Source organism: Agromyces excoecariae (genome assembly GCF_051715505.1).
Lineage (GTDB): Bacteria > Actinomycetota > Actinomycetes > Actinomycetales > Microbacteriaceae > Agromyces.
In genome coordinates, this window is record NZ_JBPSLA010000001.1 from 191,489 (window position 1) to 211,657 (window position 20,169).

Here is a 20,169-nt window from a genome sequence, read left to right on the forward strand (position 1 = left end):
CGCCGACGCGCGGGTCTTCCCGCCGTCAGCGCAGCTGGATGGAGATCGACCCGTCGGGACGCACGGTCGCGTCGAGCGCGAGCGTGAACGACTCGTCCTGTTCGAGCGTCGAGAAGGTGCCGTCGAACAGCGACTGCACTTCGACCGAGATGTGGGCGAGGCCGGGCGTCGGCGGCATCTCGAACGTCGTCTCGCCCGGGACGAGCGTGACCGCGGGGGACTCGACGATGCTCCATGCGGGTTCGCCCACGATGCGGTCGTCGATCACGACGCCGAACGGGCACCCGGCGGGCTGCAGCACAGGCTGGCTCGCGCACTGGTCGATGAGGTACTCGTCGACCTTCGCCTGGACCCGCTCCACGAACGCCGGCGTCGGGAGGGCGTCGACCCTGACCTCGGCCCGTGCGGCGGGTTCGACGATGGCCTGGACGGGGACGGCCTCGAGCAGCGTCGACTGGTAGCCGAACTCGTAGACCGCCGGGGCGATCGCGAGGTACTGCGTCGTCTGCGTGAACGCCGACAGCTCGTCGCCGGTCTTCGTGGCCCGCGTGTCGAGCGTGAGCGAGCCGACCGTGAACAGGGGGCTCTGCGCTGCGGTGACCTCGACCACGGCGAGCGGGCTCGACGCGAACTCCCACCGGTGCAGCACGCCGTACAGCGGCTCGATCGGGTTCACGTCGAACGCGGTCTGGACGATCGCCGTGTCGAGTCGATAGCTCACGGTGACGGTATGCCCGCCGTCGTCGTGCGCCTCGTCGGAGATGACGCGCACGTCTTCGGGGCCGGAGTCGACGACGTTCGAGCGGAGCATCGCGGTGGAGACGTCGACGGGAAGGCCGGCGCCCGCGAGGTCGCCCTCGTCGAGACGGACGCCCGGCGTCGCCGCGGCGCTCACGATGTCGTCGCGCGCGATCGCGTCGAGGTACCGCTCGACGAACGCCGGCGCACCGTAGAGGCTCTGGTTGAGCCCGCCGAGTGCGGCGAGGAAGCCGGCGACGAGCATGACGGCGAGACCCGTCCACCCGACGATCGCGACGGGCGACAGGCGTCCGTCACGTCGACCCGAGCTCCCCACCCGGCAAGTCTAGACAGGGCCATGCGACGGTACGGTTTCTCCACAACGCCGCGTGACGCATCGACGGATGCCGCGACCGGCGCCCCGGCGCGAGGATCGCGGTCTACAGTGAAGACGCCCGCCCGCGGCGTCCGCCCACCGCCGCATGCGCCGCCGCAGCGCATCGAACCCCGACGAACCCAGCGAGACCGAAGGCCGACCCGTGCAGCACGTCACCCTCACCGCCGAGCAGGAGGCGGTGTTCCGGGCGATCGAGCACACGCGCGAGCACGTGTTCGTGACCGGTCGCGCGGGCACCGGCAAGTCGACGCTGCTGAACCACCTGAACTGGAACACGGGCAAGCAGATCGTCATCTGCGCGCCCACGGGCGTGGCGGCGCTGAACGTCGGCGGGCAGACGATCCACTCGTTGTTCCGCCTCCCGATCGGCGTCGTCGCCGATCACGAGATCGACCAGAACGACGCGGTCCGGAAGGTCCTGAACGCCATCGACACGCTCGTCGTCGACGAGGTCTCGATGGTCAACGCCGACCTCATGGACGCGATGGACCGATCGCTCCGGCAGGCGCGCCAGCGCCCGCACGAGGCGTTCGGCGGCGTGCAGGTCGTGCTCTTCGGCGATCCGTACCAGCTCGCTCCGGTACCGGGCTCCGGCGACGAGCGCCGCTACTTCGCCGACACCTACCGATCGATGTGGTTCTTCGACGCGAAGGTCTGGCAGGAGGCCGACCTGCGCATCTACGAGCTCGGCGAGATCCACCGCCAGCACGACGACGCGTTCAAGCACATGCTGAACGCGGTGCGGCACGGGATGGTCACGGCCGAGATCGCGGGCGCGCTGAACGACACTGGCGCCCGCCGGCCACTGCCCGAGCAGGGGGCGATCACGCTCGCGACGACGAACGAGACGGTGAACCGCATCAACCGCGCGGCGCTGCACCGGCTGCCCGGCCACTCGATCGCGAACGAGGCCGACGTGAACGGCGAGTTCGGCGGGCGCGGCTACCCCGCCGACGAGCGGCTCGAGCTGAAGGTCGGCGCGCAGGTCATGTTCCTCCGCAACGACACCGCCGGGTGGGGCGAGGCGCCGCGCTGGGTGAACGGCACCATCGGCACGGTCACCTCGCTCGAACGCGAGGTGCGCGTCGAGATCGACGGCGAGGAGCACGAGGTCGAACCCGCCACCTGGGAGAAGTACCGCTATTCGTGGGATCCGGTCGCGAAGAAGCTCGAGCGTGACATCGTCGCCGAGTTCACGCAGTTCCCGCTGCGGCTGGCGTGGGCGGTCACGATCCACAAGTCGCAGGGTGCGAGCTACGACACGGCGATCGTCGACCTCGGCTCGCGCGTCTTCAGCCCCGGCCAGACCTACGTCGCGCTCTCGCGACTGACCAGCCTCGAGGGGCTCTACCTCGCCCGACCCCTCGTGCCGCGCGACATCATCGTCGACCGCGACGTCGAGCGCTTCATGTCGGGTGCGAGCCGCGACCTCGGCACGGCCGACGAGCTGCCCGACTGAGGCCCGGACCGCACGCATCTGACAGACTCGCCGGCATGGCATGGGTGTTCCTCGCACTGGCGATCGCGGCGGAGGTCGCGGCGACGAGCCTGATCGGATTCACGGCGGGGTTCACCCGGCTGTGGTGGACCGTCGTGGTGCTCGCGGGCTATGGCTTCTCGTTCTGGATGCTCGCCCTCACCGTCCGCGAGCTCGAGATCGGCATCGTGTACGCCATCTGGTCGGGGGTCGGGACCGCCGCGATCGTCGCGATCGGCGTGCTGTTCCTCGGCGAGTCGATCACCGTCGCGAAGCTCGTCGGCATCGGGCTGATCGTGGCCGGGGTGCTCGTGCTCAACCTGTTCGCCGCCGAGTCCGCCGCGCACGCCTAGGGGCGAGCGGCGGATCGCGGATCCAGCGGAACTCGCGCCGATCCGACGGCGCGCGTCGCGGGGGAGGAGCCGAGGAGGAGCGACCGGGGGCGTCATCGCCACGCGCCCCCGGCCGCGGTCGGGTGGTCAGTGGTGGTGCGCCGGCGCGGACGGCGCGTCATCGGAGTGCGTGCCGTGCGGCACGGCGGACCTGCCGGCCTCCGTCGCGGCGAGTGCGGGGGTCGCGAGCGCCGAGATCAGCACGGCGCCGATCGCGAGGCCGACGAGCGATCGACGGGTCTCCGTCGTGGAGGCGGCTGCTGCGGCCGCCGCGCCCGGCTCGGGGCCGGATGCCCGGGAAGCACGTCGTGCGCCCAGACCGCCGCGCACGGAGCCGGCGACCGAGAGTGCGACGACGGCGAGGAACACGCACGCCGCCGCGAGCGGGAGGCCGGGGACATCCGCCATGGCACCGGATGCCACGGCGACCCCGGCGACGACGAGGGCCGCGACCGAGGTCGCGAGCACGGCGCGCGGGGCGAGCGGACGCCCCGCGCGGAGGGACAGCACGCCCCAGCCGAGCGCGGCGACGCCGAGCCCGGCCAGGACGAGCCGCCCCGCACCCCCGGCACCGGCGGCGAGAGCGGTACCGACCAGCCCGCCGCCGAGGGCGGAGAGCATGGGCCAGGTCCGGGTGAACGTCGCCGGTGCACGCATGGCCGGTTCCCTAGGCCGTCGCCACGCGCGCTGAGCGCTCGGCGCCGACCCCCACGCCGAGCAGCACGATCGCGCTGGCCAGGTGCAGGAAGTGGTCGGGCGTGTTGAGCGCGAGGATGTTCGCCGGCGTGCCGGCGATGAAGAAGCCGACCACGCCGAGCAGCAGGTAGGCGGCGCCGACGACCGCGTTCACGGTCTTCGCCGCGGCGACGTTCGACAGGCCCGCGATCAGCAGGGCCGCGCCGATCGCGAGGTGCGCGATGTTGTGGAGCGGGTTCACGGCGAACACGCCGAGCAGCAGTCCACCCTCGGTGGCGATGAAGTCGATGCCGCCGGTCACGGCGAAGCCGAGCAGGCCGACGAGGACGTAGACCGCGCCGAACACGGTCGCGGCGATGCGGTTGGGTGAGTTCTTCATGGCGATGCCTCCTTTTTCTCGCGCGGCGGGCGCCGTGCTGGGAGGGGTTCGGCACGGCATGGGAACCGGATTGGATGCATGGTCCGCCGATCGGGGGACACCGGTTCGGGGACGGACGGTCGGAGCCACCGCGCCCCCGCGGAGCGCCGTGCGGTGGGTGGCCTCGATCGGGTTACAATCGCAGCGGACACACGGCGGGGGGCACGGTGGCTGCACAGACAGGGCGGATGCGTCGGCTGGTCGCTGCGGCGCTGGCGTCCGTCTTCGTGGTCGGAGGGCTCTCCGCGTGCACCGCGTCCGACAGCCCCGCCGCCGACTTCGACCAGGTCGAGGGTCCGTTCGACGACGCGATCGTGGAGCAGTTGGACGCCACGCTCGCCGAGGCCGTACGGCTCAGCGGATCGAGCGGCGCGGTGGCCGGCGTCTGGGCCCCATGGGCCGGCAGCTGGACCGTGGGCATGGGCACGGTGGACTTCAGCGACGGGGCCGCGCGGGTCACGACCGACACGCGGTTCCAGCTCGCCGACGGAACCGGCGAGCTCACCTGCGCGGTGATGCTGCGGCTCGTCGATGCCGGGGTCGTGGAACTCGATGAGCACGTGTCCGACATGGTCAAGGGCATCCCCGGACTCGAGGGCATCACGCTCGAGCAGCTGTGCCGCAACCGGTCGGGCCTCGCCGATTACTACGGCCCGCTTCGAGCGCACTTCGTCAAGAACCCGGCGCGGATCTGGCCGTCCAACGAGCTGCTCGCGAGCGGCCTCGCCGCGGGCCGGAAGGGCGACCCGGGCACGACGTGGGTCGAATCGCGCACGGGGATCCTGCTGTTGACCGAGGCGCTCGAGGAGCGGACCGGCCGCTCGTGGGCCGAGCTCGCGAAGCAGTACGTGCTCGATCCGCTGGACCTCGAGGGAACCTCCCTGCCGGAGGCGGACGACACCTCGTACGCCGGCGCGCTGGGCGGCTACGCCGCGTCGTACTCCGCCGGAGCGCCGGTGTGCGACGCGATCGTCGACGTCTCGCGGCGTTCCAGCTCGATCGGGGGCACCGCGTCCGGGGCGCGGACCACGCTCACCGACGTGAAGGCCGTCAGCGAGTCGTTCGCGACGGGGGCGATGTTCCAGGAGGCCACCGCACGCGACGTGTGGACGCTGACCCCGTTCGGGGGCGACGCACCCGGGTGGCAGGCGCAGGGGATCGGGGCGCAGCAGTTCGGGCCGCTGCGCGGCGTCGCCGGGGAGTCGATCGGTGCGCTGAGCGCGATGTTCACCGACCCGGCGACCGGGCTGACGGTCGTGCTCGCGCTGAACAACTCCAGCGGCGGCGAGGTCCTCGTTCGAGAGGCGGCGTTCGCGCTCGCGTCGATCGCCTCGAAGGCGCGGCCGGCCGAGAGTCGCGAGATGCCGCTCGTCGAGCTGCCGTGGTCGCTCGAGCAGGCGACGCAGCGCATGACGGATGCCGCGGCGTGCCCCCTTCCGGCCGAAGCCGGGGAATGAGACTTTGGGCCCGGCGGGAGTGATCGGACGGGTCCAGAATGGCGCCGACGGGGAGCGGGCCCCGCGCCGGGGGGAGGCGTTCGCATGTGCCGATGGCTGGCGTACTCCGGTGAGCCGCTGAGGACCTCGGCGGTCCTGCTCGACGCGAAGCACTCGCTCGTCGCGCAGTCGCTCGATTCGCCGCTCGGCGCGGAGACCGTGAACGGCGACGGGTTCGGCATCGGCTGGTATCCGGCGGGCGCCGTCGCGGGAAGCATCCCGGCGGTCTTCCACAGCACCGAACCGGCGTGGAACGACGACAACGTGCGCGAACTCGCCCGGGCCATCGAGAGCCCGCTGTTCTTCAGCCATGTCCGCGCGGCGGCGGGCCCGCCGATCCAGCGGACCAACTGCCATCCGTTCCGATGGGAGAACTGGCTGTTCATGCACAACGGCTTCCTGTCGGAGTTCGCGAAGGTCAAGCGCGACCTGACGTTCGCGATCGACCCGTCGCTCTACCCGCACGTGAAGGGGACGACGGACTCCGAGGTGCTCTTCCACCTCGCGATCACGAACGGGCTCGCCGACGACCCCGTCGCGGCACTGCGGGCGACGGTCGACCAGGTCGAGCGCGTCGGGCGCGACCACGGCGTCATGTTCCCGATGCAGGGCACCGTCGCCGTGGCCGACGGGGCCACGATCTGGGCGCTTCGGTATTCCACGCAGGGCCGCTCGCGCACGCTCTTCCACTCGGTCGACATCCCGACGATCCGCGAGATGTACCCGGATGCCGAGCGGCTCACGCAGTTCGGCGAGCACGCCCACGTCGTGGTCTCGGAGCCCCTGAACGACCTGCCGGGCATCTTCGTCGAGGTCCCGGAATCCACCATCGCCGTCCTCGACCGAGCGGGGTACCACCATGAGCCATTCCGAAGCGCAGCCTGAGCCCGCCGCATCGACTGCGCCGTCGGAGGGCGCGCCCGCGGCGCCCGCACCCGCGCGGACCTCGTGGGTCGTCGTGGCGGCCCTGTCCGCCGCGCAGTTCGTCATGGTGCTCGACAGCACCGTCATGAACGTGTCGATCTCGCAGGTCGTCGAGGACCTCGGCACGACGGTCTCGGCGATGCAGGCCGCGATCACGTTCTACACGCTCACGATGGCCGCCCTCATGCTCGTCGGTGCGAAGCTCGGCGACGTGTGGGGTCGACTCCGGGCGTTCGTGATCGGCGCGATCATCTACGCGATCGGCTCGCTGACGACGGCGCTCAGCCCGAACATCGTCGTGCTCTTCACGGGCTGGAGCGTGATCGAGGGCGTCGGCGCCGTGCTCGTCATCCCCGCGATCGCCGCGCTCATCGCCGACAACTACGAGGGTCGGGCGCGGGTCACGGCCTATGCCATGATCGGTGCCGCGTCGGGCGCGGCGGTGGCGGCCGGACCGCTCATCGGCGGGTTCCTGACGACGTACGCCTCGTGGCGGTACGTCTTCATCGGCGAGGTCGTCGTGATGGCCGTCGTCGTGCTCTTCTCCCGCCGGATCGTCGACCGGCACGAACCGGCGAAGCTGCGCATCGACGCGCTCAGCGTGCTGCTCTCGTCGGCCGGCCTGATCGCGATCGTGCTCGGGATGCTGCAGAGCAAGACCTGGGGCTGGATCGTGCCGCTCGATTCGCCGGAGATCAACGGCGTCGCGATCGAACCGCTCGGCATCTCGCTGACGACCTGGCTGATCCTCGTCGGCGGGGTGCTCCTCGCGTGGTTCGCCCACCGGCAGCGCCGCCTGGTCGAGACGGGACGTGAGGCGTTCCTCGACGTCTCGCTGCTTCGGATCGACCGGCTGCGGAGCGGGCTCTCGGCGCTCGGAGCCCAGTACGCGGTGACCGCGGGCCTCTTCTTCATGGTCCCCGTCTACCTGCAGATGACCCTCGGGCTGGACGCACTGCAGACCGGCATCCGCATCTTCCCGCTCTCGGTCTCGCTCATCTTCTTCTCGTTCGCCGGCACGCGTCTCTCGCGCGTCTGGTCGCCTCGCCGAATCGTGCGGATCGGCCAGCTCGTGCTCGTCGGCGCGGCGCTGCTGCTGCTCGCCTCGGTCGACGAGGAGCTCCGCCAGGCGGCGTTCAGCGTCGGCATGTTCATCGCCGGCGCGGCGCTCGGGTTGCTCGCATCTCAGCTCGGCAACGTGAACATGTCGAGCGTCGGACCGGAGAAGTCGAGTGAGGTCGGGGGCATGCAGGGCGTGTTCCAGAACCTCGGCTCCTCGCTCGGCACGGCCCTCATCGGCTCCGTGCTGATCGGCGCCCTGGCGACCTCGTTCGCCGCGGGCGTCGCGGCGAGCGACCTGCCCCCCGACGTCCGGGAGGCGGTCGCCGAAGCGACCTCGGGCGAGGTCGAGCTCGTCCCGGCGTCGGCCGTCGAGGGGATCGGGCAGGACGCCGGGCTCTCGAACGCCGACGCCCAGGAGCTGAGCGAGACGTACCGGCAGGCGCAGCTCGGATCGCTGCGGGTGGCGTTCGTCGGGCTCATCGGCATCGCGCTGCTCGCGCTCCTGTTCTCGCGCGGGATCCCCGATGTCGTCGAGGGCAGGGCCGCGGGATCGGGGTCCGGCACTCGGAAGAAGGAGTCGGGCGGTGCCGAACCGGATGCGGTCGACGACCCCGACCCGCACACGGTGGAGGAACGACCATGAGCACGACCATCGGCTTCGACGGCGCCCCGATCGATCCTGGCGACGCATCGGGTCCGAGCCCGACCGGCATCGACGATCTCGCCCCCCGCGACGACTTCGGCGCGCGCGCATCCGCCGGGCGCGCCGCCCGAGCGCGAGCCCCGCGGACCTCCCACGCGGGCTGGACGCCGCCGCCCGACCGCGCCGACCCGGTGGCGCTCCTCGAGGAGCAGGCGATCACGCGCGTGCCCGAACTGGTGCCGATCCGATACGCGCGCATGGCGCGCACGCCGTTCGACTTCTTCCGCGGCGCCGCGCTCATCATGGCGGCCGACCTCGCATCGACCCCGGTCTCCGGCATCACGGCGCAGATCTGCGGCGACGCGCACCTGTCGAACTTCGGCACCTTCGCCTCGCCCGAGCGCGATCTCGTCTTCGACATCAACGACTTCGACGAGACCCTGCCGGGCCCGTGGGAGTGGGACGTCAAGCGGCTCGCGGCGAGCTTCGAAGTCGCCGGACGACACCGTGGCTTCACGACCGAGGAACGCCGGAGCACGGTGCTCGCAGCGGTCGAGTCGTACCGCGGGCAGATGCGCAGGTCGGCGAGGGCGCGAGTGCTCGACGCGTGGTACGACCGGCTCGACGCCGACGAGATCCGGGTGCGGCTGCAGCGCGAGCGGGAGGCGAACCGGGTCGGCAAGGCCCAGGTCAAGCGCACGGAGGCCGCGCTCGCGAAGTCGCGCACGCGCGACAGCGTCCGCGCGTTCACGAAGCTCGTGACCGTCGACGGGGGCCGGATGCGGATCACGGCGGACCCGCCGCTCATCGTCCCCGTCGAGGATCTCGTCGAAGCGGGACTGGAGGGCGAGGACGTTCCCCGGATCATGCGGGGCATCCTCAGCGGGTATCGGACGACCCTGCGGTTGCCGCGGCACCCGGTCGAGGAGTTCGAGTACGTGCACATGGCCCGCAAGGTGGTCGGCGTCGGCAGCGTCGGCACCCGCGCCTGGGTCGTCCTGCTGCGGGGTCGAGGCGACGACGATCCGCTCATCCTGCAGGCCAAGGAGGCGGAGGCGTCAGTGCTCGAGCGCTTCCTCCCCCCGAGTCGCTACAGCCAGCACGGCGAACGGGTCGTGCAGGGGCAGCGGCTGATGCAGGCCGCGAGCGACCTCTTCCTCGGGTGGCAGCGGGTCACCGGGTTCGATGGCGTCGAGCGCGACTTCTACATCCGCCAGCTGCACGACTGGAAGGGCTCGGCCGACATCGAGACGATGCGGCCCGCCGCCGCCGTGCTGTACGCGGGCGCGTGCGGCGAGACGCTCGCGCGGGCGCATGCGCGGGCCGGCGACCGCGTGGCGATCGCCGAGTACCTCGGTGGGTCCGATCGGTTCGATCGCGCGATCGCGGCGTTCGCCGACGAGTACGCCGAGCAGAACGAGCGCGACTTCGAGGCGTTCACCGCCGCCATCGCCTCGGGCCGGCTGCCGGTCGCAGAGCGCTTCTGATCGTCTCGTCGCGCGCGGCGGCGAGCGCCGTCGCCGTGGGCTCCGCGCCGAGGCTGCGGCATCCGCCCCGCCCTTGGTAGCGTTCAGTCGTTCGGGTCGCACGGCGTTGGCGCAGCGACCGCAGGCGACGGGCCGGGGGAGGCGCGAATGTCGGCAACCGCAGGCGAGCACACGACGGCGCAGCCGCGCGAGATGTGGACGGGGCAGGTCGGGTTCATCCTGTCGGCGATCGGATCGGCGGTCGGCCTCGGCAACATCTGGCGGTTCCCGGGGGTCGCGTACGAGAACGGGGGCGGCGCGTTCCTCATCCCCTACCTCGTGGCGCTCGTGACCGCGGGCATCCCGATCCTGTTCCTCGACTACGCGCTCGGGCACCGGTTCCGCGGCGCGGCCCCGACGGCGTTCCGTCGACTCGGCGGCGGGCGCCTGAAGTGGCTCGAGAGCCTCGGATGGTTCCAGGTCATGATCTGCTTCGTGATCGCGCTGTACTACACGGTCGTCATCGCCTGGGCGGCGAGCTACTTCGTCTTCTCGTTCGACCTCCGCTGGGGCGACGACACCGCGGGCTTCCTGACCGGCGAGTACCTCCAGGTCGGCGACCCCGGGTTCTCGTTCACGTTCGTCCCCGGCGTGCTCATCCCGCTCGTGATCATCTGGATCGCCGCGATCATCGTGCTGGCCTTCGGCGTCGCACGCGGCGTCCAGCGCATCAACGTGATCTTCCTGCCGCTGCTGGTCGTCGCGTTCGCCGCCCTCGTCGTCCGCTCGCTCTTCCTCGACGGCGCCGCCGACGGCCTGAACGCCCTCTTCACGCCGGACTTCGCGGCGCTCGCAAATCCGAACGTCTGGATCGCGGCGTACAGCCAGATCTTCTTCTCGCTCTCGATCGCGTTCGGCATCATGATCACGTACGCGTCGTACCGGAAGCGCCGCGCGAACCTCACGACTCCCGGCCTCGTGGTCGCATTCGCGAACTCGTCCTTCGAGATCCTCGCCGGCATCGGCGTGTTCGCCACCCTCGGCTTCTTCGCCTTCGAGCAGGGCGTCGACGTCGCCGAACTCGAGGGCCTCACCGGCGTGGGACTCTCGTTCATCACGTTCCCCGCGATCGTCTCCCAGATGCCGGGCGGGCCGATCTTCGGGATCCTCTTCTTCGGCTCGCTCGCCATGGCCGGGTTCACTTCGCTGCTGTCGGTGCTGCAGGTCGTCTCGGCCGGGTTCCAGGAGAAGTTCGACCTCACGCCCCGGCAGGCGGCCGCGCGCGTGGGCATCGTCTCGATGGTGCTCTCGGTTCTGCTGTTCTCGACGACGACCGGGCTCATCGCGCTCGACACGGTCGACAACTGGGCGAACAACATCGGCATCGTGCTCTCGGCCGTACTCGCGGGCGTCTTCGCCTTCTGGGTGCTGCGGAAGGGTCCCGAGCTCCGCTACCACCTGAACGCCGTCTCGACGTTCCGGGTCGGCGGGGTCTGGACGCTCCTCGCGGGCGTCCTCGCCCCGATCGTGCTCGGCTACATGCTGGTCCAGCGCATCGTCGCCCTCGTCGTGGAGGGATACGGCGGCTACCCGGACTGGTACCTCGTGGTGATGGGCTGGGGGACGGTGGTGTTCTTCGCGGTGGCGGCCCTCGTGCTGACCGGCGTCCGTTGGCGCCGGAGTCCCGATGCGTTCCGACCGTGGCCACCCCTGCCCGAGCGGGTGTCGCAGGCTGATGCCGCCACGCCGACGGAGGGGGGTCGGTCATGACCGGGACCGCGATCTTCTTCCTGGTGCTCGCGATCGCGCTCGTGTGGGGCGGTTTCACGGTGAGCGTGCTCGCACTCAGCCGCAGGCCCGACCGGCACGACTTCCCGCCGGGCGGCGAGGACGACCACCGCGAGGACATCGGACCGGTCGAGCGGGACACGTGAGGTCGGGGGCCGCAACCCCCTGAGCCGTACCAGCCGCTCGCGGCATACTGTGGGGACCTCCGCAGATGCGGAGGCGGAGAGGAGGCGTGCGATGGGCGATCCCGAGGCGGGCGCGCAGGCGAGCGGGCCGACGGGAGCCCCGTCGGCGGAGGCGGACGGGCAGGACACGGGACGACCCGGCCGCTGGCGGCGGTTCCACGAGCGGTTCATCGTCGAGGAGCGGTACCTGTCCTCGACCGCCCGCCGGAACCTCTACATCACGGCGGCGGTCCTCGTCGTCGTCGGCCTCGTGGGCTTCTTCGTCGTGCTCGACTCGATCCTCGAGTCCGACGACATCTCCTACATCGACGCCCCCGTCCAGGCGTGGTTCGAGTCGGGCCGCGACGACTGGCTGACGACGTTCATGATCGTGCTCGCCGTCGGGTTCGGACCGGTCGCGATGCCCATCATCATCCTGGTGACCACGGTCGCGTGGGGCGTCTTCGCGAAGCACGCCTGGCGACCGCTGCTGCTCGCGGGCGGCATGATCCTCGGCGTGATCACGGTGCAGCTGCTCGCCCCGCTCATCGCACGCGATCGACCACCGGCCGACGAGATGCTCTTCGGCTACGACCCGACCTCGTCGTTCCCGTCGGGACACGTGATGGGCGTCGCCGACTTCCTCTTCATCGGCACCTACCTCGTGTTCTCACGGCACCGGCGGCCGGTCGTCACGACGCTGGCGTTCGTCGCGGCAGCGGTCATCGTGGTCCTCACGGCGGCGTGCCGCATCTACCTCGGGTACCACTGGGCGACCGACGCGCTCGGGTCGATCTTCCTCTCCCTCGTCGTGCTCGGCCTCGTGATCGCGGTCGACACGTGGCGCACGGTGCGCGTCGGATCGGCCGAGCAGATCGCCGAATCCGACCGCCGGCCCGAGGCATGGGGGCGCGATGAGCGGCACTGACGACACCGGCGCTCGGCCGGAGGCGCCGACGCCACGCGACGCGACCGGAACCGAAGCCCGTCGCGACGCGCAGCAGTCGCACGCCCCCGCACCGCTCCGCGTCAGTCGCCGCCCGTGGCTGGCCGCGGGCATCATCGCGCTGTGCGGCGTCGGACTGGTCGGCGGTGTCATCGTCTACACCGAGTCCCGGGAGCCGTTCGCGTTCGAGGTGGACCTGATGACCGCGCTCGCCGCGATGCGGACGCCGGCCGTCACCTCGGGCGCCCTCGCGCTCGACGTGCTCGGCGGCGGCACGATGTCCAACGTGGTCTTCCCGATCCTGATCGCCGCGGGCCTGCTCGCATGGCGCCGCCCCTGGGCCGCGCTCTACTTCGGGATCGCCGCGCTCGCGAGCGCGGGCGTGACGCGACTCGTCAAGGTGCTCGTCGGCCGGGTCCGCCCGGAGGACATCCTCGTGCAGCCCGACTTCGGCTCGTTCCCGTCGGGCCACAGCTCGGCGGCCGCCCTCATCGCCACCGCGCTCGGCCTCGTGTTCATGCGCACCTGGGTGTGGGTCGCGGGCGTCGCGTGGACCGTGCTCATGATGCTCAGCCGCATGTACCTCGGCGCGCACTGGCTGAGCGACACGATCGGCGGGGCCCTCGTCGGTGCGGGCGTCGCCCTCGTCGTCTGGGCGCCGTTCGCCTACCGCCTGTACCGCGAGAACCGATTGCCGCACCGGCCGATCTGGCGATCGGTCGACACGGCGGCGAAGGCCTGACGCGCGCCCGCGCCATCCGCCATCATCGGAACCGGAGGCCGGATGGGCGCGAACGAGCAGCAGGGTGCACGGCGGATGCCGCGCTGGCTGCCGCCGGGGATCGGGGTCGCGCGACGCTACCGCCGGGACTGGCTCGTGCCCGACCTGCGCGCGGGGATCGTCGTCACGGCCCTGCTCATCCCGGCCGGCATGGGGTACGCGCGCGTCGCCGGGCTGCCGCCGGAGACGGGCCTGTACGCGACGATCGTCCCGCTCCTGGCCTACGCCCTCTTCGGTCCGAGCCGCATCCTCGTGCTCGGGCCCGACTCGGCGCTCGCGCCGATCATCGCCGCGGCGATCCTGCCCCTGGCCGTCGGCGACGACGAGCGGGCGGTTGCGCTCGCCGGCCTGCTCGCCGTCATGGTCGGCGCGATCCTGCTCATCGGCGGAGTGCTCCGCCTCGGCTTCGTCACCGACCTGCTCTCCAAGCCGATCCGCGTCGGGTACCTGAACGCGATCGCCCTGCTGGTGCTCATCTCGCAGGTGCCTCCGCTGCTGGGATTCTCGGTCGACGCGGCGTCGCCGGTCGCCGAGGTCGGCGCGATCTGGACGGCGCTGGTCGGCGGCGCCGCCGAGCCCCTCGCCGTCGCGTTCGGGCTCGGCTCGCTCGCGGTGATCATCGCGATGCGGCTGCTCCGGTCGCCGGTTCCGGGCGTGCTCGTGGCCGTGGTCGGCGCGACGCTCCTCACCTGGCTCCTCGGCCTCGGCGAGCGGCTCCCCGTGGTCGGCGCCCTACCGGCCGGTCTGCCCGCGCCCGCGCTGGGCGGCCTCGAGTGGGCGGATGTCGCGGGCCTCGCGCTGCCCGCCGCCGGCATCGCGCTCGTCGCCTTCACCGACACGGCCGTGCTCTCCCGCACGCTCGCCGCGCGCCGCGGCGAGACGGTGAGCGGCAGCGGCGAGATGGCGGCGATCGGCTCGGCGAACCTCGCGGCGGGCCTCTTCGGCGGCTTCCCCGTGTCGGCGTCGGCGACGCGCACGCCGGTCGCCGAGCAGGCGGGCTCGAAGTCGCAGCTCACGGGCGTCGTCGGCGCCGTGCTCCTCATCCTGTTCATCGTGCTGGCACCGGGCGTGACCGCGTTCCTGCCGTCGGCGACGCTCGCGGCGGTCGTGATCATGGCCGCCGCCGGGCTCATCGACGTGCGCGGGTTCGTGCGGCTGATGCGGATGGACCGGGTGGATGCCGCGCTCTCGGCGGCCGCGTTCGTGGGCGTGTTCGCCTTCGGGGTCATCCAGGGCATCGCCGTGACCATCGGGCTGTCGCTGCTGGCGTTCGTGTACCACTCGTGGCAGCCGTACCGTGCCGAGCTCGGCCGGGTCACCGGGCTGCGCGGTTACCACGACCTCTCACGGAACCCGGAGGCGGAGCGGATCCCGGGGGTGGTGATCGTGCGGTTCGACGCGCCCCTGTTCTTCGCCAACGGCGGGCTGTTCGACGACTTCGTGCGCTCGCGCGTCGAGGCGGCCGGGTCCGGCATCCGCACCGTGATCCTCGCGGCCGAGCCCATCACCGACATCGACACGACCGCGATCGACGAGTTCGTCGAGCTCGACGACTGGCTCGCGAGCCGCGGCATCCGCCTGGTCATCGCCGAGATGAAGGACCCGGTCATCGACGTGCTGCGCCGCTACGGGCTGGCCGACCGGTTCACGCCGGACCGGTTCGCGCCGACGGTCGGCGCCGCGGTCGACGAGATCACGGGCACGCTGCGCGGCGACCTCGAAGGCACGAAGTGGGACGGCGACCGGGTCGATCGCGATGATGAGCCGGAGGCGGGGAGGCGCCCGGATGCGCCGGAGCGCCCCGACGACTCGGAGCGTCCCGACGACCCGGAACGCTGAGGCTCACCAGGTCGAGTCGCCGCGCATGACGGCGTCGGATCCGCCGTCGATGAACACGACCTGCCCGCAGAGGTGCGCGTTCTCCTCGCTCGTGAGCCAGGCGAGCAGGTACGCCGCGTCGCGCGGCTGGAAGATGCCGTTCAGGGGCATGGGCACCATCTCGAGGATCGAGGTGCGCGCCTCCTCGGTGCTGGTGTAGGCCTCGGTCATCGGTGTCTCGACCACTCCCGGCGCGATCGCGTTGAGGGGGATGCCGGCGCCGGCCCAGTCGGGCCCCGGGGCGTTGCGCCGGATCCAGCGCACGAGCGCGCGCTTGGTCGTGCCGTAGATGAGGTTGCCCTGCTCCGGCGACCCGGCCTCGAGCTCCGATGCGCGTGCCAGGGCCGCCGGCTCGTCTCCGTCGAGGAACGCGTCGAGCAACACGTCGTCCGGCGGGAAGAGCGAGGCCATCGAGGCGGTCGCGACGGCGCGCGGAGCCGGTGAGCCGGCGAGCATCGGCCGGAGCCCCTCGAGGGTCGCGAGCGTGCCGAAGTAGTTCACCGCGGCGGTCTTCGCGACCGGCAGCGCCAGGCCCGCATTGGCGATGATCGCGTCGATGCGACCGCCGCTGGCATCGGCGACGCCCGAGACCAGGTCGGCGCGGCCCTGCTCGGTGGTCAGGTCGACGTTCACGTCGGCGTCGTGCAGGTCGACCCCGATGACGCGGCCGCCGCGTTCGGCGAGGAGGTCGGCGGTCGCACGACCGATGCCGCTCGCGGCTCCGGTGACGACGTAGGTGCGTGACATGGGTGCTCCGGCTTCGTTGCGGGTGTCGCGCCGGGTTCCGGCGCGCGAGGCCGAGGTCCGGCCCCTCCTTCGAGCTTCGCCCGCCGCTGCCGTCCTCCGGGGGCCGTTGGGCCCGTGGCGGTTGCGGCCCGCCGTCTAGCGTCGGAACCGGGAGGTGCGCGATGAGCAACGGTTCGAACGCGGGTCTGGCCGGGGGTGGCGCGATCTACGGTCTCGGGATCTTCGGGGCCTGGGTGTACTTCTGGCAGCAGGCCGATGCGTTCTGGGAGTACGTCTGGGCGATCTTCCAGGGCCTGTTCTGGCCGGCGTTCATGGTCTACGAGCTCTTCGCGGCGCTCGGCGAGTGACGTCGCCCGCACCGGGCGGGGAGGGTCCCAGCCGTCGCACCGTCTTGGCGGTCGGTGCTGCCGCGGTCGGCGCGATCGCCGTCGGGGCGGGCGGACTCGCCTGGTGGACCGGCTCCCGCGTCGCCGAACCCGACTCCGCCGCGCCCGCCGGCACCGACGCCGCGCCGACTGGCGGAGACGGCGGCGGCGAGGAGACCTTCCGCGAACCCGAGGTGCGCGCGAGTTCGGGGGGCCGCCTCGACCTCGAGCTGACGGCGGCCGTCGCGACCGCGACGGTGGCCGGCAGGCAGGTGCGCGTCCTGGCGTTCGAGGGCGGCATGCCCGGACCGACCCTGCGCGTCCGCCCCGGCGACCGGGTCTCCCTGCGGTTGCGCAATGCGCTGGGTGCCACGACGAACCTCCACACGCACGGCCTCGAGGTCTCCCCCGAGGGCGACGCCGACAACGTCTTCGTGATGATCCCGGCCGGCGGCACGTTCGACTACGCGTACGAGCTCGGGGAGGGGCATCCGCCCGGCGTCTTCTGGTACCACCCGCACCACCACGGCACGACCGCCGAGCAGCTCTTCGCGGGCCTCTACGGCGCGATCATCGTCGAGGATGCGGAGCCGGTCGCGGTGGCCCGCGAACGCGTGCTCGTGATCGCCGACATCTCCTTCGATGCGAACGGCGACGTCGCCGCGGCGACGCGGGTCGACCGCATGCTCGGCCGCGAGGGCGACCTCGTGCTCGTCAACGGGCAGCTGTTCCCCACCATGGTCGCGGCGTCGGGCGACCGCGAGCGCTGGCGGATCGTGAACGCCTGCACCTCGCGCTACCTGCGCCTGCGCCTCGACGGTCAGCGGATGCACCTGCTCGGCATCGACGGCGGACGGTTCGTGGAACCGCGCGAGGTCGACGAGATCGTGCTGCTCCCGGGCAACCGCGCCGACGTGCTCGTCGACGCCGACATCGGCGAGGCCGTGCTGCAGACGCTCCCGTTCGACCGTGGAAGCATGGGCGCGATGGGCGCGCCCCGCAGTGCGACGACCGGCGCCGACCTGGCGCGGTTCATCGTGTCGGGCGGTGCCGCCGTCTCCGTCGCACCGCTGCCCGAGGCATCCGTCGCCCATCGGGACCTGCGCGACGAGCAGGTGACCGGGCGCCGGACCCTCACGCTCGCGATGGGCGGCATGGGCGGCGGCATGGGGCAGGGGATGGGATTCACGATCGACGGGCGGGCGTTCGCCGAGGGTCGCACCGACATCGAAGCGCCGGCCGGCGCGATCGAGGAGTGGACGATCGAGAACACGAGCACGATGGACCATCCGTTCCACCTGCACGTCTGGCCCATGCAGCTCGTCGAGGTCGACGGTCGGCCCGTGGCCGGGGTCGATCGGCGCGACGTGGTGCCCGTGCCCGCCGGCGGCCGGGTCGTCGTGCGCATCGCGTTCGAGGACATCGCCGGGCGCACGGTGTACCACTGCCACATCCTCGATCACGAGGACCTCGGCATGATGGGCGCCATCCGCGTCGCGTGATCGACGCGCCCGAAGCGGCATTCGGGACCAAAGGCCGCTGATCGCCGGGGCCCGCGAGTACCGTGTGACTCGTCGAGGACGTCGTCGAAAGGAACATCCCGTGGATCTCTGGCAGTGGTTCTGGTTCTTCTTCTGGATCTTCGCGTACGTCGCGTACCTGATGGTGCTCGTCTACATCGTCATCGACATCTTCCGCGACCACTCGCTGAACGGGTGGCTGAAGGCGGTCTGGATCATCTTCCTCGTCTTCCTGCCGTGGCTCACGGGGCTCGTCTACCTGATCGCGCGCGGTCGGGGGATGGCGGAGCGCTCGGCTCGCAAGCAGGTCGAGTACGAGACGCACACGGCCGAGGAGTACCGGCAGATCTCGTTCGCGAGCCCGTCGGAGGAGATCGCGAAGGCCCAGGCGCTGCGCGACCAGGGCGTCATCAGCGACGGCGAGTTCGAGGCGATCAAGGCGAAGGCACTGGGGTCGAAGTTCTGAGCGGCGGGACGACCGACGCGCGGCACCGTGCCCGGTACCGCGAGATCGCGGCGGTCCTGCGCCGTCACAGCTTCGGCTTCCTCGCCGGGCTGGTCGGCGGGGGCCGCCGCAATCCCTTCCGTCGTGCACCGACCGACGTCGACCCGGCGGTCGATGCCGCCGCCGCCGTCGCGGCACCCGAGCACGTGCGTCGGGCGCTCGAGGAGCTCGGGCCGACCTTCATCAAGTTCGGCCAGCTCCTCTCCACGCGCTCCGACCTCGTGCCCCCCGCGTACGCGGACGAGCTCGCGAAGCTGCAGGACGCCGCGCCGCCCGTGCCCGTCGAGCAGATCCGGGCGGTGATCCGCAGCGAGCTGGGCGCGGACGCCGACGAGCTGTTCGCCTCGTTCGAGGACGTGCCGCTGGCATCCGCCTCGATCGGGCAGGCGCACGCGGCGGTCCTCGACGACGGCACGGAGGTCGTGGTCAAGGTCCGGCGGCCCGGCGCCGTCGCGCAGGTGCACCAGGACCTCGAGATCATGCGCAACCTCGCCGACCGGGCGACCCGCACGTGGAGCCTGGCCCGCGAGCACGACGCCCGGGGGCTTGCGGAGGAGTTCGCGCAGACCCTGCTGGCCGAGCTCGACTACCTCAAGGAGGGGCGCAACGCCGAGCGCTTCGCCGAGGACTTCGAGTTCGAGGCGGATGTCGCGATCCCACGCGTGTTCTGGGAGTACACGACCTCCCGGGTCCTGACCCTCGAGCGGATGACCGGACTGAACGTCGGCGACGCGGCCGCGCTCGACGCGGCGGGCGTCGACCGGAAGCGGGTCGCCCGTCGCGGCGCCGAGATCGTGCTCAAGATGACGTTCGAGGACCGCTTCTTCCACGCCGACCCGCACCCGGGCAACCTGTTCGTCCAGCCCGACGGCACCATCGCGCTCATCGACTTCGGCATGGTCGGCGAGATCGACGAGGCGCTGCGCGACCAGCTCGGGGCGCTGTTCGTCGCGCTCGTGCGCGGCGACCCCGAGCGGCTCGCGTCGGCACTCATCGACCTGTCGCCGACCTCCGCCGGCGTCGACCGCGAACTCCTGCAGGACGACCTCGCCGACTTCCTCGCGCGGTACCGGCTCGACTCGCTGCGCGACACCCCGTTCGCCCGCATGATCGCCGAGCTCTTCGGCATCCTGCGACGCCACCGGCAGCGGCTGCCGCGCGAGATGGCCCTGCTGTTCAAGGCGCTGCTCGTGATCGAGGGCCTCGCCCTCCGGCTCGACCCCGAGTTCCGCCTCGGCGAGACGCTCAGGCCGTACGCGCAGCGGCTGGCGCGGGAGCGGCTCAGCGCCATCGTGCTCGCGAAGCGCATCGCGCGGGCGACGGCCGACCTCGGCGAGCTCGCCCTCGACATGCCGGGCACCCTCCGCCGACTGCTCGAGCACGCCGACGAGGGCGGGATCCAGGTGCACCTGCGGGCGGCCGAGCTCGAGCCGCTCGTCGGCCGGGCCGAACGCATCGGCAACCGCCTCGTCGCCGGGATGATCAGCGCTGCGTTCATCACGGGCGTCGGCAGCCTCGTGGCGAGCGAGCGGCGGTGGCGGTCGTGGGAAGGCGTCATGCTCGGCACCGGCCTCGGCGTGATCGGCTCGCTCGGCGGCTACCTCGCGTTGACGATGCGCCGGGGCGGTTCGCGGCGCCGGCGCTGACCGCCGCGACGGCGGTGGGAACGGGGACCGTCGTCGCGCCGATCGGGTGTCCTGCACGCGGCGCCTGATCGTCGCGCACGCAGCCTGAGCGATACCTGAAGGGTATTTTGACAATACCCC

The 20,169-nt window shown here is 71.8% G+C and carries 19 protein-coding genes; 15 read left to right on the forward strand and 4 right to left on the reverse strand.

The genetic code is table 11. From position 1 onward, the window contains the following. Positions 1-25 precede the first annotated feature (25 nt). Positions 26-1,075 carry a hypothetical protein gene (locus tag ACSJD1_RS00895; protein ID WP_438853431.1) on the reverse strand — a complete coding sequence of 350 codons (1,050 nt, stop codon included), beginning with the start codon at positions 1,073-1,075 and terminating at the stop codon, positions 26-28. A gap of 145 nt (positions 1,076-1,220) precedes the next feature. Between ACSJD1_RS00895 and ACSJD1_RS00900 the strand changes: the two genes are divergently transcribed. Both ACSJD1_RS00900 and ACSJD1_RS00905 read left to right on the forward strand, forming a co-directional pair. Then, a complete protein-coding gene (locus tag ACSJD1_RS00900) occupies positions 1,221-2,594 on the forward strand; it encodes an ATP-dependent DNA helicase (RefSeq protein WP_438853432.1) in 1,374 nt (457 codons plus the stop codon). Positions 2,595-2,629: 35 nt separating this feature from the next. Continuing rightward, positions 2,630-2,965 carry a DMT family transporter gene (locus tag ACSJD1_RS00905; protein ID WP_438853433.1) on the forward strand — a complete coding sequence of 112 codons (336 nt, stop codon included), beginning with the start codon at positions 2,630-2,632 and terminating at the stop codon, positions 2,963-2,965. Between the two features lie 126 nt (positions 2,966-3,091). Here the strand turns inward: ACSJD1_RS00905 and ACSJD1_RS00910 are convergent, their stop codons facing one another. Both ACSJD1_RS00910 and ACSJD1_RS00915 read right to left on the reverse strand, forming a co-directional pair. After that, entirely contained in the window at positions 3,092-3,661 is a 570-nt protein-coding gene (locus tag ACSJD1_RS00910) for a hypothetical protein (RefSeq protein ID WP_438853434.1), read from the reverse strand. Positions 3,662-3,671: 10 nt separating this feature from the next. Next, the gene (locus ACSJD1_RS00915; RefSeq protein WP_438853435.1) at positions 3,672-4,079 is read right to left on the reverse strand and encodes a DUF4383 domain-containing protein; all 408 of its coding nucleotides are present in this window, start codon (positions 4,077-4,079) and stop codon (positions 3,672-3,674) included. A 206-nt stretch (positions 4,080-4,285) separates the two neighbouring features. Between ACSJD1_RS00915 and ACSJD1_RS00920 the strand changes: the two genes are divergently transcribed. The 9 genes from ACSJD1_RS00920 to ACSJD1_RS00960 all read left to right on the forward strand — a co-directional run bounded on the left by ACSJD1_RS00920 (position 4,286) and on the right by ACSJD1_RS00960 (position 15,227). Next, positions 4,286-5,575, forward strand: coding sequence for a serine hydrolase domain-containing protein (locus ACSJD1_RS00920; protein ID WP_438853436.1), 1,290 nt, complete (start codon positions 4,286-4,288; stop codon positions 5,573-5,575). An 84-nt stretch (positions 5,576-5,659) separates the two neighbouring features. Continuing rightward, positions 5,660-6,499, forward strand: a complete 840-nt coding sequence (locus tag ACSJD1_RS00925) for a class II glutamine amidotransferase (protein WP_438853437.1) — start codon at positions 5,660-5,662, stop codon at positions 6,497-6,499. Further along, the gene (locus tag ACSJD1_RS00930; RefSeq protein WP_438853438.1) at positions 6,474-8,243 is read left to right on the forward strand and encodes an MFS transporter; all 1,770 of its coding nucleotides are present in this window, start codon (positions 6,474-6,476) and stop codon (positions 8,241-8,243) included. The genes ACSJD1_RS00925 and ACSJD1_RS00930 overlap by 26 nt, the downstream gene beginning before the upstream one ends. Continuing rightward, positions 8,240-9,730 (forward strand): DUF2252 domain-containing protein, encoded by a 1,491-nt coding sequence (locus ACSJD1_RS00935; protein WP_438853439.1) that lies wholly within the window; start codon positions 8,240-8,242, stop codon positions 9,728-9,730. Before ACSJD1_RS00930 ends, ACSJD1_RS00935 begins: the two co-directional genes overlap by 4 nt. Before the next feature lie 147 nt (positions 9,731-9,877). Further along, positions 9,878-11,479 (forward strand): sodium-dependent transporter, encoded by a 1,602-nt coding sequence (locus ACSJD1_RS00940; RefSeq protein ID WP_438853440.1) that lies wholly within the window; start codon positions 9,878-9,880, stop codon positions 11,477-11,479. After that, positions 11,476-11,643 carry a methionine/alanine import family NSS transporter small subunit gene (locus ACSJD1_RS00945; protein ID WP_438853441.1) on the forward strand — a complete coding sequence of 56 codons (168 nt, stop codon included), beginning with the start codon at positions 11,476-11,478 and terminating at the stop codon, positions 11,641-11,643. The genes ACSJD1_RS00940 and ACSJD1_RS00945 overlap by 4 nt, the downstream gene beginning before the upstream one ends. 91 nt (positions 11,644-11,734) lie before the next feature. Beyond that, positions 11,735-12,589 (forward strand): phosphatase PAP2 family protein, encoded by an 855-nt coding sequence (locus ACSJD1_RS00950; RefSeq protein WP_438853442.1) that lies wholly within the window; start codon positions 11,735-11,737, stop codon positions 12,587-12,589. After that, a complete protein-coding gene (locus ACSJD1_RS00955; RefSeq protein ID WP_438853443.1) occupies positions 12,576-13,349 on the forward strand; it encodes a phosphatase PAP2 family protein in 774 nt (257 codons plus the stop codon). Before ACSJD1_RS00950 ends, ACSJD1_RS00955 begins: the two co-directional genes overlap by 14 nt. A gap of 42 nt (positions 13,350-13,391) precedes the next feature. After that, a complete protein-coding gene (locus ACSJD1_RS00960) occupies positions 13,392-15,227 on the forward strand; it encodes a SulP family inorganic anion transporter (RefSeq protein WP_438853444.1) in 1,836 nt (611 codons plus the stop codon). Between the two features lie 3 nt (positions 15,228-15,230). Here ACSJD1_RS00960 and ACSJD1_RS00965 read toward each other — a convergent pair whose 3' ends face one another. Next, entirely contained in the window at positions 15,231-16,013 is a 783-nt protein-coding gene (locus tag ACSJD1_RS00965) for an SDR family oxidoreductase (RefSeq protein WP_438853445.1), read from the reverse strand. 161 nt (positions 16,014-16,174) lie between these two features. On the opposite strand from ACSJD1_RS00965, the gene ACSJD1_RS00970 reads away from it, so the two are divergent. From ACSJD1_RS00970 to ACSJD1_RS00985, 4 genes are all read left to right on the forward strand, one after another. After that, positions 16,175-16,360, forward strand: coding sequence for a hypothetical protein (locus ACSJD1_RS00970; RefSeq protein WP_155053041.1), 186 nt, complete (start codon positions 16,175-16,177; stop codon positions 16,358-16,360). A gap of 44 nt (positions 16,361-16,404) precedes the next feature. After that, complete coding sequence (locus ACSJD1_RS00975; RefSeq protein ID WP_438853446.1) at positions 16,405-17,880, forward strand: multicopper oxidase family protein; 1,476 nt, start codon at positions 16,405-16,407, stop codon at positions 17,878-17,880. 100 nt (positions 17,881-17,980) lie between these two features. Further along, positions 17,981-18,364, forward strand: coding sequence for an SHOCT domain-containing protein (locus ACSJD1_RS00980; RefSeq protein ID WP_438853447.1), 384 nt, complete (start codon positions 17,981-17,983; stop codon positions 18,362-18,364). 185 nt (positions 18,365-18,549) lie between these two features. Beyond that, the gene (locus ACSJD1_RS00985) at positions 18,550-20,049 is read left to right on the forward strand and encodes an ABC1 kinase family protein (RefSeq protein ID WP_438853448.1); all 1,500 of its coding nucleotides are present in this window, start codon (positions 18,550-18,552) and stop codon (positions 20,047-20,049) included. The last annotated feature ends 120 nt before the right edge of the window (positions 20,050-20,169 follow it).